Origin of the sequence: Streptomyces griseoviridis (assembly GCF_005222485.1) — a bacterium.
GTDB lineage: Bacteria > Actinomycetota > Actinomycetes > Streptomycetales > Streptomycetaceae > Streptomyces > Streptomyces hintoniae.
Genome location: NZ_CP029078.1, coordinates 3390062 through 3403995, shown reverse-complemented (window position 1 = coordinate 3403995; position 13934 = coordinate 3390062). Strand labels below are relative to the sequence as shown.

Sequence of the window (13934 nt, the reverse complement as noted above, 5' to 3'; positions counted from 1 at the left end):
TGCTCGGTTAGCTTCCGGCGGACATCTGTACCGAACAGGGGAGGGTGCATGCGCAAGGCGCTCAGATGGCTGCTGGCGCTCACCGTGCTCACGGGCACGCTGACGACGGCCCAGGCGGCCACCGCCGCCGGGTCGGAGGCCACCGGGACGACCGGCACCACCGGCGCGGCCGACACCGCCGCCACCGCGGGACACGGCGCGACCGCCGATGCTGCCGACATCAAGGACCGGCTGCTCGCCGTTCCGGGGATGAGCCTGATCGAGGAGAAGCCGTACCCCGGGTACCGGTTCTTCGTCCTCGGCTACACCCAGCCGGTCGACCACCGGCACCCGTCCAAGGGGACGTTCCAGCAGCGGATCACCGTGCTGCACAAGGACGTCAGCAGGCCGACGGTCTTCTACACCGGCGGCTACAACGTCTCGACGACCCCGAGCAGGCGGGAGCCGACCCAGATCGTCGACGGCAACCAGGTCTCCCTGGAGTACCGCTACTTCACGCCGTCGCGGCCCGACCCGGCCGACTGGTCCAAGCTCGACATCTGGCAGGCGGCCAGCGACCAGCACCGCCTCTTCTCGGCCCTGAAGAAGATCTACTCCGCCAACTGGCTCGCCACCGGCGGCTCCAAGGGCGGCATGACCGCCACCTACTACGAGCGGTTCTACCCCAAGGACATGGACGGCGTCGTCGCGTACGTCGCCCCCAACGACGTCGTCAACGACGAGGACTCCGCCTACGACCGCTTCTTCACCACGGTCGGCACCAAGGAGTGCCGCGACCGGCTGAACGCCGTCCAGCGGGAGGCGCTGGTGCGCCGCGAGCGCCTTGAGGAGAAGTACGCGGCGTACGCGGCCGAGAACGGCTACACCTTCACCACCATCGGCAGCCTCGACCGGGCCTACGAGGCGGTCGTCCTCGACTACGTCTGGGGCTTCTGGCAGTACAGCCTGGTCTCCGACTGCGCCACCGTCCCGGCCGACGCGAAGAACGCGAGCGACGACGACATCTGGAACTCCGTCGACACCATCTCCGGGTTCTCGTTCTACACCGACCAGGGGCTGTCCCCGTACACGCCGTACTACTACCAGGCGGGCACCCAGCTGGGGGCGCCGACGATCCACTTCCCGTACATCGAGAAGAAGTACGTCCGCTACGGCTACCAGCCGCCGCGCAACTTCGTGCCGAGGTCCATCCCGATGCGGTTCCAGCCGCTGGCGATGCGTGACGTCGACACCTGGGTGCGGCACAACGCCCGGCACATGATGTTCGTGTACGGGCAGAACGACCCGTGGGGAGCGGAGCGGTTCCGCCTCGGCAAGGGCGCCAAGGACTCCTACGTCCTGACCGCGCCCGGCATGAACCACGGCGCGAACGTCGCGGGGCTCACCGCCGACGAGAAGACGCTCGCCACCGCCCGCATCCTGGACTGGGCCGGAGTGGCACCCGCCACCCCGACCGCCCAGCCGAAGCCGCTCGCGAAGTTCGACGCGAAGCTGGACGTCCGGGACGTGGAACGCGAACCCACGCTGCGGCACTGAGATCGGGGGAGGGGCGGGGGCGCGGCTCCGTGAGATCAGGAGTGCGGCTCCGTGAGACAGGGGCTCGCGTCCCCTCCCAGCCCTGGGGACCTGGGGCTCGGGCCGCCGGTCCTCAGGACCCGGCCGTCGCCCCGACGTTCAGGCAGCCGCCGGTCGCCGGGTGCGGTGGCCGGCGGCTGCTGGCCGGTGGCTTCTACGCCGTCGGGCCGTTCCGGTACGACAGCCCGTAGCCGAGGGGCCGCAGCACCCGGGTCGGGTCGTCGGCGGCCGGGACCGGGACCGGCAGCCGTCCCCTGGGCCGGGCGAGGCCCGCGATCACCCGGGCCGCCGCCCGGAGTTCGACGTCGGTCCAGGAGTACGTGGCCAGGACGGCGGGGACGCCGGGCAGGTGGGCGAGGTCGTACGGGTTGCGGATCGCCACCGCCACCACCGGCTTCCCGGTCGCGGTGAGCCGTTCGACCAGGGTCTTCTGGGTGCTGTCCGCCGTCAGGTTGTAGGTGCCGACGACGATCGCGTCCACGTCCCGCGCGGCGGCCACCGCGGCCGCGATGTCGGCGGCGGACGGGGTGGTCCCGGTGGGGCGGGCGGTCGCGGTGAAGCCCAGCCGCGTCAGGGCCGCCGCGAGGACGGACGTCGGCGGCCCCGTGGTGCCCGAGGGTGAGGCCGGATCGGGGCCGGCCACCAGCAGCCGGCGGTGGGTGCGCGGCGACAGCGGCAGCACTCCGCCCTCGTTGGCCAGCAGCGTCGTGGTCCGCTCGGCGATCCGGTCGGCGGTCGCGCGGTGCGCCCGGGTGCCGACGAACAGATCCACCTCGTCCTCGGCGACGTACGGCTCGTCGAACAGGCCGAGCCGGGACTTCAGGCGCAGGACGCGCAGGACCGACGCGTCGATCCGCGCCTCCGTCAGCTCCCCGTCCTCGACGGCCTTGAGGACGGCGTTCCAGGCGATCTCCAGGGACGGCGGGTTGAGGAGCTGGTCGACCCCCGCCTTCAGGGCGAGCACCGGGACCCGGTCGTCGCCGTACTTGGTGCGCACGCCCTCCATGCCGAGCGAGTCGGTCACCACCAGCCCGTCGTAGCCCAGTTCGCCGCGGAGCACGCCGGTGACGATCGGGTGGGAGAGGGTGGCCGGGTCGCCCGAGCCGTCGAGGGCCGGCACCATGAGGTGCCCGGTCATGATCGAGTCGACGCCGGCCCGGATCGCGGCCCGGAACGGCACCGCGTCCAGCGTCGACCACAGGGCGCGGCTGTGCGTGATGACGGGGAACCCGAAGTGGCTGTCGACGGCGGTGTCGCCGTGCCCGGGGAAGTGCTTGGCGGTCGCCGCGACGGCGGACCGCTGGTAGCCGGCCACCTCGGCGGCGACCAGCGCGGCGACGGCGTCCGGGTCGGAGCCGAAGGAGCGGACCCCGATGACCGGGTTGGCCGGGTTGACGTTCACGTCGGCGACCGGCGCGTAGTCCTGGCGGATGCCGAGGGCGCGCAGCTCACGGCCGGAGACCCGGCCCAGGGTCCGGGCGTCGGCGCGGGAGCCGCCCGCGCCGACGGCCATCGCGCCGGGCAGCATCGTGGCTGGCGCCCCGACCCGGGCGACGGCGCCGTGCTCCTGGTCGGTGGAGATCAGCACGGGCAGCCCGCGCGGCCGGGAGAGGGACGCCCGCTGGATGCCGTTGGAGAGGGCGGCGATCTGGTGCGGGTCGCGGGTGTTGTGGGCCCAGGTGAAGTAGATGATGCCGCCGACGTGGTACTCGGCGATCAGCTCGGCCGCGTCGCGGACGCCGATCTCGCTCAGGTTGGCGTCGATGTCGGCCTGGTCGGGGGCGGTGGCGGAGTGGCCGTAGACCCGCATGACGAAGAGCTGGCCGACCTTCTCGGGCAGCGTCATCCGCCCGAGCAGGGACCGGAGCCCGCGTTCGTCGGCGCGGGCGGTGCCGGTGACCGCGAGGGACGCGGCGGCGCCCATGGTCGCGGTGAGGACGGTACGTCTGGAGGGCACGTGCGCTCCTTCCGGAGATGATCCACTGAAGGAAACTTCCGTGCGGACAGCAGTAACGGGGAAGTTTCCGCCAGTCAAGGGAGTGCGCACGGTACCCAGCGGGGAGCCGCCACCGGCGCCGTTGCCCAGGGGCACGCCGGTGGCGGCATACCGGCGGCCCCGGTGGGGCGGCGGTCACGGGTCGACGGGCAGCGCCAGGCGGGTGGGTGGGCGAACCCCCCGTTCCCAGTGCGACCGCAGCGCACCCACCGTCTCGGCGATCGCAGGCCGCCGCGCCGCCCCGCTGCGCCACAGCGCGTACAGGCGCCGCACAGGTGTCGGTTCGAGCCGTACCTCCGCGACCCCCGCGGGCAGCGGGCCGCGCCCGAGCCGTGGCATCAGGGAGATGCCGAGCCCCGCGGCGACCAGCGCGACCTGGGTGGGGTTCTCGTCGGCCTGGTGGACGACGTCCGGCTCGTGTCCGGCGGCGCGCAGGGTCCGCATCAGCCAGTCGTGGCAGACCCGGCCGGGCGGCTGGCACACCCATCGTTGTCCGCCCAACTCCTCGCGCCGCACGGATTCCCGTCCGGCGAAGGCGTGTCCTTCGGGCACCAGCAGGGTGCAGTGGTCGTCGCCGATCACGGCTTGTTCGACGCCGGCCGGGGTCGGCAGCGGCGCGATGTCCCAGTCGTGGGCGACGGCGAGGTCCACCGCGCCCCGGGCGACGAGGTCGACGGAGAGGTGCGGGTCGACCTCGGTGAGCCGGGCGTCGAGGGCGGGGTGCCGTACGGCGAGGTCGGCGAGGACGGCGGGCAGCAGTCCGCGTGCGCTGGACGGGAACGCGGCGATGGTCAGCCGCCCCGACGGCACCCCGCGCCGTTCCTCAAGCTGGGTCTCCGCGCGCTCCATGATCGCCAGCAACTCCTGCGCCGTCGCGACGAGTTGACGCGCCTCGGGGGTGAGCCGCACCCCGCGTCCGGCGCGTTCGAGCAGGACGGTCCTGGTCTCCCGTTCCAGCTTGGTGATCTGTTGGGAGACGGCGGAGGGGGTGTAGCCGAGGGCGGTGGCGGCGGCGCCGACGGTGCCGTGCACGGAGACGGCGTGCAGGGCCCGCAGGCGGTGGAGATCCAGCATCAGGGCCCCGATTCTTCAGTAACGCTACATCCGACCGTGCAGTAATCATCGCTGGTGCTTCACGGTCGTGGGGCGTGATCCTCGACGCATGCGACCCGCACATGTGGCCCTCGCCGTCCTCGTGACGGCGGTCTGGGGCGTCAACTTCACCGTCATCGAGGTCGGCCTCGGCCACTTCCCGCCGCTCCTCTTCTCCGCCCTGCGCTTTCTGGTGGCGGCGCTGCCCGCGGTCTTCCTCGTGGGGCGCCCGAAGGTGGCGTGGACGTGGATCGTGTCGGTCGGGCTGGCCCTCGGGGTCGCCAAGTTCGGGCTGCTGTTCGTCGGGATGAGCGCGGGCATGCCGGCCGGTCTGTCCTCGCTCGTGCTCCAGATCCAGGCGGTGTTCACGGCCGTCGTCGCGTTCGCCGTGCTCGGTGAACGCCCGGCCCGGGTGCGGCTGCTGGGCATGCTGGTGGCGCTGGCCGGGATCGGCACGGCCGCCGTCGAGGAGGGCGCCGCGGGGCCGCTGGGCGCCTTCGCGCTGGTCGTCGCGGCGGCGGCCTGCTGGGGGGTGTCGAACGTACTGACCCGCAGGGCCGCCCCGCCCGACGCCCTGAACTTCATGGTCTGGGTCAGCACGGTCCCTATCCTGCCGCTGTTGGCGCTCTCGCTCCTGGTGGAAGGCCCGTCCCGGGACCGCGAGGCGCTGGCCGCGCTCGACTGGCAGGGCGCCGGCACCGTCGTCTACGTGGCGTGGGTGACGACGGTCTTCGGGTTCGGGGCGTGGGGGTGGCTGCTGCGCCGCCACCCGGCGTCGACGGTCGCGCCGTTCTCGCTGCTGGTCCCGGTCTTCGGCATGTCGTCGGCCGCCCTGTTCCTGGGCGAGGGGGTGACCCCGGCGCGCTGGTGCGCGGCGGCCCTGCTGGTGGGCGGGGTGGCACTGGCGTCCCTGCCCTCGCGACGCGGAAGGGGACGCGGGGTGGGGCGCGGGAGGCTCGCGCCGGCCGTCACGCCGATTCGTTGAGGAGCCTCGACAGCTCGTCGCGTCCCGCCGCCAGCAGTTCGGGCAGCGGTGCCGCCCGCTCGTACCAGCGTTTCTCGTACTCCCAGCAGAGCCAGCCGTCCCAGCCGTGCCGGGACAGCACCTCCACGCACTCGGCGAGCGGCAGCACGCCCGCGCCGAGCGCGAGCGGGGTCGTGTCCTCGGCGGACGCGATGTCCTTGACCTGCACATAGCCGAGGAACGGCGCGAGCGCCGCGTACGACTCGGCGGGCTGCTCGCCGGCCAGCCAGGTGTGCATGACGTCCCAGAGCGCCCCGGCGTTGCGGTGCCCGACCCGGCCGAGGACGCGGATCGCGTCGGCGGCGGCGCGGTGCGAGTCGTGGGTCTCCAGGAGGACCCGGACGTCGTGGTCGGCGGCGTACTCGGCGGCGGTGCCGAGCCGCCGGGCGGCGGTGGCGTCGGCCCGCTCCCGGGTCTCCTCGCGTCCTGCGCCGGGGAAGACCCGTACGTAGCGGGCGCCGAGGTCGTGGGCGAGGTCGACGAGCCGGCGGATCTCCTCGATCACCGGCCCGTCGTCGCCGGGCGCGGCCACCCGCGGGTATCCGGCGACGCCGAGCACCTCGATGCCGGCCGTCCTGAACCGGTCGGCCACCTCGGTCCGCCGGGCCAGGTCGAGGCCGGGGTTGACGGGCTCCTCCGGGTGGGCGCGGAGTTCCACGCCGTGGTAGCCGTGGGCGGTCGCGAGCCGGATCACGTCCGGGACGGGGAGTCCTGGTACGCCGAGGGTGGAGAAGGCCAGTTTCATGATTCCTACTGTCACTCGGGGGTGCGGTGCAGGTCCAGGCGCCAGTCCTGGCCGTTCAGGTCCTTTCCGAACGAGCGGTGCGCCCGCTCCGCGGTGAGCGCGAACCCGTGCCGCTGGTAGAGGCGGCGGGCGGCGGTCAGGACGTCGTTGGTCCACAGCACGACGTCCCGGTAGCCGGCCCCGCGCGCGAAGTCGACGACCGCGCCGACCAGCCGGTCGCCGATGCCGAGCCCGCGCGCCTCGGGTTCGACCAGCAGCAGCCGCAGCCGGGCGCTGCCGGGCGCGTCGTCGCGCACGCACATCACGCAGCCCATCGGGCGCCCGTCGAGTTCGGCGATCCACACCCGCTCCAGGTGCGGGTCGTGGTCCTGCCCGAAGTCGGCGACGATCCGGGCGACGAGGCCCTCGTAGTCGGCGTTGAACCCGTACTCGGCCGCGTACAGGGCGGCGTTGCGCTGCACGATCCAGCCGAGGTCGCCGGGGCGCGGCTCGCGCAGCACGACGTCCTCGGGGCGCGGCGGCCGGCCCGCGGAGAGGATCTCCCTGACGGTGCGCAGCGCCTGTGTGAGCCGGGTCCTGTCGGCGGCGGGCACCCCGGCGAGCAGTTCGCCGACGGACCGGTCGGCGCGTTCGGCGAGCAGCGCGGCGGTCTCGCGGCCGCGGTCGGTGAGGGTGACGCGGCGGCGTCTCGGGTCGGTCGCGGAGGCGGACCTCTCGATCAGTCCGTCCTCCTCGAACTTGTTGAGGATGCGGCTCAAGTACCCGGCGTCCAGGGAGAGTTCGGTGCGCAGGTCGGCGGCGTCGGTGCGCGGGGCGTGCGCGAGTTCGTACAGCACCCGGGACTCGGTGAGGGTGTAGGGCGCGTAGAGGTGACGGCTGTAGTCGAGTGCGCCGATGACGTTCGTGTAGAAGCGGTTGAAGGCGCGGACGTCGCGGATGTCCTGGACGGTCATGGTGCGGCCCCGATGATCCGGAGGGAAACCTCTGACTCAGTCAGAGATGTGGCGGGCCCGAGCCTAGGACGAAGGGCGCCGCCCGTCCATGCCGACGACGCCCCTCCCCTCTCCTCTTTCCCTCCCCCTTTTTTTCATCCCGTCCCGTCCCCGCGCGCGTCCGCTCAGTCGGCCGCGGGCCGGTAGACGCAGACCTGGACGCCCGTCTTCCCCGTGGTCGTCGAGACGAGGTCGAACGGGCGCTTCGTCCCGTCCGTAGGGAAGATCGACTTGCCGCCGCCGAGCAGCACGGGCATCACGATCAGCTGGAGCTCGTCGACGAGCCCCGCCGCGAGCAGGGCGCGCACCAGGGTGGGGCTGCCCATCATCGCGAGGTCGCCGCCCTCGGCCGCGCGCAGCTCCCGGATCCGCGCGAGCGCCTCGCCGCCCGCGATCCGGGTGGTGTTCTGCCAGGTCAGCTCGGCGTCGCCGAGCGTGTCCGTGACGACGTACTTCGGCAGCCCGTTCAGCAGATCGGCGAACGGGTCACCGGCCCGCTCGGGCCAGGCCGCCGCCATCGTCAGATAGGTGCGACGCCCGTACAGCAGCGCGCTCGCCTGCTGGAGACCGGCGGCGAACGCCCCGCCGACGACCTCCGGGTCGAAGTACGGGTGCGACCAGCCGCCGTGCGCGAACCCGCCGTCGGTGTCCTCCTCGGGACCGCCGGGCGCCTGCACGACCCCGTCGAGACTCATGAACTCACTGACCACGACCCGCATGACAACCACTCCTCGGTATCGGGGCGCCCCAGCGGACGCTCACCCTCTCCAGACCGATCGTCGTACCAAAAGTCATCGTCGGAACGCCGGACACCCGCAAGGGGCGGGGAAGTCACCCCAGGGTGGGCAAGGTTTGGCGGTCATGGGGGCGCCTGTGGCTCAATGGCGGCGGGGCGACCGAGAGGGGCGGGGGAGATGGAACCCGAGGACCGGCCGGTGGGACGGGACGAGGCCGCGAGGACGCCGGCGGCGCCCGCGCCGCGCGGGCGGGTTCTCTGGCACCGCGGCTGGGGCGTCTGCGCCGTGCTGCTCGGGGCGGTGCTGCTGGCCGCCGCCGGGGTCGGGCTCGCCGTGGTGCCCGCGTCGGTCGCCGAGGAGCGGGCGTTCCGCTCCGCGCTGCCCTGCGGTGTCGCCACCCTGGACGACTGCCTGCGCCCGGTGACCGCCACCGTCAGCGGCACCGAGATCCGCGACCACCCCAAGAACCCGCGCTACGACCTGCACCTCACCGGCGCCCCCGCGGCGCCCCGCAGCCTGCCGATGGGCGGCGCCGACCCGCTGCTGCGCCATCTCCGCGCGGGCGACGAGGTCGTCGTCACCCGCTGGCGCGACTACGCGCCCGCCGTCACCAAGGACGGCGTCACCCAGTCCACCGACGACACCCCCGAGGGCCGTTCCCTGTTCACCACGGCGGGCTCGCTCGCCCTGGCCGCGCTGGGCCTGTTCGCCTTCCGCGCGGGCCAGTCGGCCGTGGCCCGCGCCCGCGCCTTCGCCACCGAGGGCGTCCCACCGAGGCTCCTGCTGCGCGGCGTCCAGGCCGCGGGCGCGGCCCTGCTCGCCGTCCCCGCCGGCCTCTTCGGCGTCTGGACGGGCCCCCTGGGTGTGATCGTCCTGTGGCTACCGGCAGTCGCCCTGCTCCTCCTGGCCACCCGCGACCTGGACACGCCCCAGCCCAACTGACCTACAACTGGCTCGGGTTCATCGCACCCGGCTCGCATCACACCCGCCGGACGACGCGCTCGACGACCTCCGTGACCAGCTCCGCGATCGACGCAGGCCCTGGGCGCTAAGCTCGCCCCCGTGTTCGAGGCGACCGTTTCAACCGCGCTGCGTGGTGTGCGAATCGGCCGCGAGCGGTGGGCCGCGCTCGGGGTCGGCACGCGGGACGGCGTGCTCGCCGTGCTGCTCGCCCCCGTCGTGTTCGCGCCGCTCACGGCCCCCGTCGGCGCGGAGTTCGGCGACCTGCCGACCCGCCCCTACGACCTGCCAGGACTGCTGCTTACGGCCGTCCTGTGGCTGCCGCTCACGGTACGGCGACGGTGGCCGGGAGCCTGCCTCGCCGTGATCGCGACGGCGTTCGCGATCCGTGAACTGGCGGGCTACCCAGCGACGTTCGCCAGCGTCGGCCTGTACGTCGCGCTGTACGGCGTCGGCGCGCACGGCGCCTGGAGGGACCGCGGGGCCGGAACGGCGGGCGCGCACGGCGACGGCGACCACGGCGACGGCGACGATGGGAAAGGCATCCGTGGGGGAGACGTTCGCGGGGAGGACGCCCGCAGTGAGGGTGCTCGCGGGCAAGGCGCCCCGCCGGTCGTCGGCGTCGGCGTCGGTGTCGTCGTCGCCTCCGTGCTGTACGTGCTGTTCGCGATCGGTCTGCACGGGCGTGGCTCACCGCAGGGGATCTCCGACTTCGTCCTCATCTACGCGGTCCTGGCGTGCTGTTGGGCCGGAGGCCGGGCGGTGCGGTCCTGGCGGGCCGCCGAGGAGGGGCGGCGGCGGGCCGGTGCCGAGGCCGCCATGGCGCGTGAACGGGCCCGTATCGCACGGGAGTTGCACGACGTCGTCACCCACCACGTCACCGCGATGGTGGTCCAGGCCGACGCCGCCCAGTTCGTGCTCGCCGACGCCCCCGACCGGGTCGCCACCGGCCTGGAGGCGATCAGCGACTCGGGACGCCGGGCCCTGACCGACCTCCAGCATCTGCTGGGCGTGCTGAACGCGTCCGGCGCGGGCCGGGAAGGCGACCGCGCGCCCGCGCCGTCGCCCGGCACCCTCGGTGAACTCGTCGCGCACACCAGGGCGGCCGGCCAGCCGGTACGGCTGACCGAGCACGGTGAGCGGCGGCCGATGCCGTCGGCCGTGGAGCTGGCCGCGTACCGGGTCGTCCAGGAGGCCCTGACCAACGCGCTGAAACACGCGCCTGGCCACCCCACCCACGTCCAAGTCCGGTACGGGCACGAGGAGATCGAGGTCGAGGTGACGACGGAACCGGCCCCGGCGCGGGGTGCCGTGCCCGCGCCCAGGAGGGCGCCAGTGCGCGGCGGCGGGCACGGGCTCGTCGGACTGCGGGAGCGGGTCGGCGTGTTCGGCGGCGAACTGCGGGCGGGCGCCGCCGCCGACGGCGGCTTCGCCGTCCTGGCCCGCATCCCGGCGGGAGGCGGCGCGTGACCCCGATCAGGGTGCTGGTCTGCGAGGACCAGGAACTCGTCCGCACCGGCTACGTCACCATCTTCTCCGCGCAGCCCGACCTGGACGTCGTCGGAGAGGCCGCCGACGGCCTCGCGGCGGTGGAGGCGGCCCGCCGACTGCGCCCCGACGTCGTGGTGATGGACATCAGGATGCCCCGCCTCGACGGCATCGAGGCGACCCGGCTGCTGGCCGGGCCCGAGGCCGTCGACCCGGTGAAGATCCTGGTCGTCACGACGTTCAACCTCGACGCGTACGTGTACGAGGCGCTGCGGGCGGGCGCCAGCGGCTTCCTGCTGAAGGACGCGCCGCCGCGCGAACTGGTCGCCGGCATCCGCACGGTGGCCGCGGGCGAGTCGCTGCTCGCGCCCGCCGTCACCCGCGCGCTGGTGGGCAGGTTCGCCGACCGGATCCGCCCGGAGAGCCGAGGCCCGGCCCTGCCAAGGGAGTTGTCGGCCCTCGCGCCGCGCGAGACGGAGGTGCTGACGCTGATCGCGGAGGGCCTGTCGAACGCGGAGATCGCCGACCGCCTCGTGCTCAGCCGCGAGACGGTCAAGACGTACGTCTCGCGCATCCTCACCAAGCTCGACCTGCGCGACCGCGTCCAGGCCGTCGTCCTCGCCCACCGGGTGGGCCTGATGGCCGCACGGGACCCGTCACCCTGACGACCGCCGCCGGTGTCCCCCGTGCGAGCTACACCCGACCACCCGACTGTCCACCCCGGGGTGACGTGCCGCCCGGCCTCCCGTTCGTAGCGTTCACCGTGTCGAAGCGGGGCACGGAAGGTCCGGCGCCGCGGAAGTCAGGGAGGACGCACGTCATGTCGCTCGGGAGCGCGCAGTCGCTGAGGATCCGTTACGAGGGTCTGTTCGCGCAGACCCCGGTCGAGGCATCGGGCCGGGAGTACCCGAGGTGGGTGCGGCTCGGCGCGCCGGTGCTGGTCATCGCCGTCGTCCTCGCGGTGTCGGCCGGGACACGGGCGGTCGCGGGGTCGAACCCGGTGCTGTCGCTGCTGGCGGGCGCCGTGATCGCGCTGGGCGGCGCGGGCGTCTACGCGGCGGTCGTACGGCGTCTCGACGGGCGCCAGGTCACCGAACTCGACCCCGGGACCGCCGTCCGCTCACTGCGCACCGGCACGGTCATCGGCCTCGCCCTCTTCACGGCGACCCTCGCGGTGATCGCCCTCTTCGGCGGCTACGGGACCGAGGGCGGGGTCTCCGTCGGGGGCGTGCTGACGCTGCTCGGCATCATGGCGGGCGTCGCCGTCACCGAGGAACTCCTCTTCCGCGGTGTGATCTTCCGGGTCCTTGAGGAACTCACCGGAACCCGGGGCGCGTTGGCGATCTCCGCGCTCCTCTTCGGCGGCCTGCACCTGCTCAACCCCGGTGCCACGGTGTGGGGCGCGCTGGCCATCGCGGTGGAGGGCGGCCTGATGCTGGGCGCCGTCTACGCCGCCACCCGCTCCCTGTGGCTGCCGATCGGCATCCACTTCGGCTGGAACTTCGCGGAGAGCGGCCTGTTCGGCACCACGGTCTCCGGCAACGACGACGCCCCGACGGGCCTGGTCCACGGCGTCCTCTCCGGCCCTGACGCCCTGACCGGCGGCGCGTTCGGCCCGGAGTCGAGCTTCGTGGCGATCCTGGTCTGCGCGATCCCGACGTGGGTGTACCTGCGGAGAGCGGCGCGGGCGGGCCTGCTCCACCCCCGGAAGAGGGCCGAGTCCCCGCGCTGACGACCCCGCCCCACACGCCGATCGGCCCAGCGGCCCCCACCGCACCTGGCGCCGGTCGGCGCACGGCTGTCCCGCGGCACCGACTCCCGCCGACGCCCTGATCACCGCCCGGCGACACGGTGGCCCGCCGGCACAGCGGCCCGGCGCTACGGCGACCCAGCGGAACGGCGACCCAGCGGAACGGCGACCCAGCGGAACGGCGGCACCCGGCCCCGCCTGCTCCGAGCGCCGCCGGCCCCGTCAGGCGCCGCCCCACACCCCCGTCACATCGGCCGAAGGCGTCAGGCGCCGTCCGCGCGAGGTCTTCCGGTGGACCCCCGCACCATCAACTCGCCCCGCACCGTGGTGATCCCGCCGGGCGGTGCCTCCTCGCGGCCCATCGCGATCCGGCCCGCCCGTGCGCCGGCCTCCGCGAGCGGCAGCCGTACCGTCGTCAGCGCGGGCACCGCGTCGACGCTGAACGGGAGGTCGTCGAAGCCGGCCACCGAGACGTCGTCGGGGATGCGCAGTCCCGACTCGCGCAGCGCGGCGCAGGCGCCCAGCGCCACGGAGTCGTTCGCGGCGACGACCGCCGTCAGCGACGGGTCGCGGCGCAGCAGTTCGAGCGTGGCCTCGTAACCGGCCTGCCGGTCGTAGCGGCCGTGCACGGTCCAGCGGGGGTCCTCCGCGATCCCGGCCGCCGCGAGCGCCGCGCGGTGGCCCTCCAGACGGTGCCGGGTCGTCGTCCGCTCCTCGGGGCCCGCGATGTAGCCGAGCCGCCGGTGGCCAAGCCCGATCAGGTGTTCGGTGAGCCGCTGCCCGCCGCCCCTGTTGTCGAACGTCAGGGCGATGGCGCCGGTGTCGGGGGCCGGTGGCCGCCCGCACAGCACCACCCGCGTCCCGGCCTCCGACAGCTTGCGCAACTTCGCCGCCACGGCGGCGAGATGGGGTTCGTCCTCGACCGCGCCGCCGGTCAGCACCACGGCCGCGGCGCGCTGTCGCTGCAACAGCGTCAGGTAGGTCAGTTCACGTTCGGGTGAGCCCCCGGTGTTGCAGGTGACCGCCAGCCGTTCGCCGCCGGCCCGCCCGCCGGGCCCGCCGATCTCGGACTGGATCGCGCTCGCCATGATCCCGAAGAACGGGTCGGCGATGTCGTTGACCAGGATGCCGACCAGGTCCGAGGTGGCCGCGGCCAGCGCGCTCGCGGGGCCGTTGAGGACGTAGTCCAGGTCGTCGACGGCCTTCAGGACCCGTTCCCGGGTGGAGGCGGCCACCGGGTAGTTCCCGTTCAGCACGCGCGACACCGTCGCGGGGGAGACCTGCGCGCGGGCCGCCACGTCCGCCAGGGTCACCGTCATCTCGTCGTCCTCCGGTCGCGCATCTCTCGTCGCACCTCGTTGTGCCTCTGCTCGTCGTGGGCCCGCCAGGACCCTCCGCCTGTCCGTACGCCCGCCCGTCCGCCGCGGGACGTCCGCCGCAGGACGTCCGCCGCGGACGGTCGGGCGGACGGCCGGACGGCAGGACGTCCGCGGCGGCCGCACGTCTGTTCGCCGTCATCCATCCATTCATCCACCCATCCATCCGCCCGCCCGGCCGCGCGAAGCGCCGCGCGCG

General features: G+C 73.9%; 12 protein-coding genes. 6 read left to right on the top strand and 6 right to left on the bottom strand.

Going from position 1 to position 13934, the window contains the following annotated elements; genetic code table 11:
• Positions 1-48 precede the first annotated feature (48 nt).
• The gene (locus DDJ31_RS14255) at positions 49-1536 is read left to right on the top strand and encodes a S28 family serine protease (RefSeq protein WP_127179910.1); all 1488 of its coding nucleotides are present in this window, start codon (positions 49-51) and stop codon (positions 1534-1536) included.
• Between the two features lie 193 nt (positions 1537-1729).
• Here the strand turns inward: DDJ31_RS14255 and DDJ31_RS14250 are convergent, their stop codons facing one another.
• Positions 1730-3532: a glycoside hydrolase family 3 protein gene (locus DDJ31_RS14250; protein WP_171480824.1), complete on the bottom strand. Its 1803-nt coding sequence runs from the start codon at positions 3530-3532 to the stop codon at positions 1730-1732.
• 174 nt (positions 3533-3706) lie between these two features.
• Complete coding sequence (locus DDJ31_RS14245) at positions 3707-4645, bottom strand: LysR family transcriptional regulator (RefSeq protein ID WP_127179911.1); 939 nt, start codon at positions 4643-4645, stop codon at positions 3707-3709.
• Positions 4646-4733: 88 nt separating this feature from the next.
• On the opposite strand from DDJ31_RS14245, the gene DDJ31_RS14240 reads away from it, so the two are divergent.
• Positions 4734-5648 carry an EamA family transporter gene (locus DDJ31_RS14240; RefSeq protein ID WP_127179912.1) on the top strand — a complete coding sequence of 305 codons (915 nt, stop codon included), beginning with the start codon at positions 4734-4736 and terminating at the stop codon, positions 5646-5648.
• Here DDJ31_RS14240 and DDJ31_RS14235 read toward each other — a convergent pair.
• From DDJ31_RS14235 to DDJ31_RS14225, 3 genes are all read right to left on the bottom strand, one after another.
• A complete protein-coding gene (locus DDJ31_RS14235; RefSeq protein WP_127179913.1) occupies positions 5632-6432 on the bottom strand; it encodes a sugar phosphate isomerase/epimerase family protein in 801 nt (266 codons plus the stop codon). The genes DDJ31_RS14240 and DDJ31_RS14235 overlap by 17 nt on opposite strands.
• Before the next feature lie 11 nt (positions 6433-6443).
• Positions 6444-7385: a bifunctional helix-turn-helix transcriptional regulator/GNAT family N-acetyltransferase gene (locus DDJ31_RS14230; protein ID WP_127179914.1), complete on the bottom strand. Its 942-nt coding sequence runs from the start codon at positions 7383-7385 to the stop codon at positions 6444-6446.
• A gap of 164 nt (positions 7386-7549) precedes the next feature.
• Positions 7550-8143, bottom strand: coding sequence for a dihydrofolate reductase family protein (locus tag DDJ31_RS14225; protein WP_127179915.1), 594 nt, complete (start codon positions 8141-8143; stop codon positions 7550-7552).
• A 195-nt stretch (positions 8144-8338) separates the two neighbouring features.
• On the opposite strand from DDJ31_RS14225, the gene DDJ31_RS14220 reads away from it, so the two are divergent.
• The 4 genes from DDJ31_RS14220 (at position 8339) to DDJ31_RS14205 (ending at position 12341) form a co-directional block, all read left to right on the top strand.
• Positions 8339-9103, top strand: coding sequence for a hypothetical protein (locus tag DDJ31_RS14220; protein ID WP_127179916.1), 765 nt, complete (start codon positions 8339-8341; stop codon positions 9101-9103).
• A 120-nt stretch (positions 9104-9223) separates the two neighbouring features.
• The gene (locus DDJ31_RS14215; protein WP_240678206.1) at positions 9224-10591 is read left to right on the top strand and encodes a sensor histidine kinase; all 1368 of its coding nucleotides are present in this window, start codon (positions 9224-9226) and stop codon (positions 10589-10591) included.
• Positions 10588-11274, top strand: a complete 687-nt coding sequence (locus tag DDJ31_RS14210) for a response regulator (protein ID WP_127179917.1) — start codon at positions 10588-10590, stop codon at positions 11272-11274. The genes DDJ31_RS14215 and DDJ31_RS14210 overlap by 4 nt, the downstream gene beginning before the upstream one ends.
• A gap of 155 nt (positions 11275-11429) precedes the next feature.
• Complete coding sequence (locus DDJ31_RS14205) at positions 11430-12341, top strand: CPBP family intramembrane glutamic endopeptidase (RefSeq protein ID WP_127179918.1); 912 nt, start codon at positions 11430-11432, stop codon at positions 12339-12341.
• 281 nt (positions 12342-12622) lie between these two features.
• Here the strand turns inward: DDJ31_RS14205 and DDJ31_RS14200 are convergent, their stop codons facing one another.
• A complete protein-coding gene (locus tag DDJ31_RS14200; protein ID WP_127179919.1) occupies positions 12623-13678 on the bottom strand; it encodes a LacI family DNA-binding transcriptional regulator in 1056 nt (351 codons plus the stop codon).
• Positions 13679-13934: the final 256 nt, after the last annotated feature.

Bases quoted from the DNA above. Each gene is read 5' to 3' on its own strand.
- DDJ31_RS14255 (WP_127179910.1), top strand. From the start codon at position 49: ATGCGCAAGGCGCTCAGATGGCTGCTGGCGCTCACCGTGCTCACGGGC.
- DDJ31_RS14245 (WP_127179911.1), bottom strand. From the start codon at position 4,645: ATGCTGGATCTCCACCGCCTGCGGGCCCTGCACGCCGTCTCCGTGCAC.
- DDJ31_RS14240 (WP_127179912.1), top strand. From the start codon at position 4,734: ATGCGACCCGCACATGTGGCCCTCGCCGTCCTCGTGACGGCGGTCTGG.
- DDJ31_RS14235 (WP_127179913.1), bottom strand. From the start codon at position 6,432: ATGAAACTGGCCTTCTCCACCCTCGGCGTACCAGGACTCCCCGTCCCG.
- DDJ31_RS14230 (WP_127179914.1), bottom strand. From the start codon at position 7,385: ATGACCGTCCAGGACATCCGCGACGTCCGCGCCTTCAACCGCTTCTAC.
- DDJ31_RS14225 (WP_127179915.1), bottom strand. From the start codon at position 8,143: ATGCGGGTCGTGGTCAGTGAGTTCATGAGTCTCGACGGGGTCGTGCAG.
- DDJ31_RS14220 (WP_127179916.1), top strand. From the start codon at position 8,339: ATGGAACCCGAGGACCGGCCGGTGGGACGGGACGAGGCCGCGAGGACG.
- DDJ31_RS14205 (WP_127179918.1), top strand. From the start codon at position 11,430: ATGTCGCTCGGGAGCGCGCAGTCGCTGAGGATCCGTTACGAGGGTCTG.
- DDJ31_RS14200 (WP_127179919.1), bottom strand. From the start codon at position 13,678: ATGACGGTGACCCTGGCGGACGTGGCGGCCCGCGCGCAGGTCTCCCCC.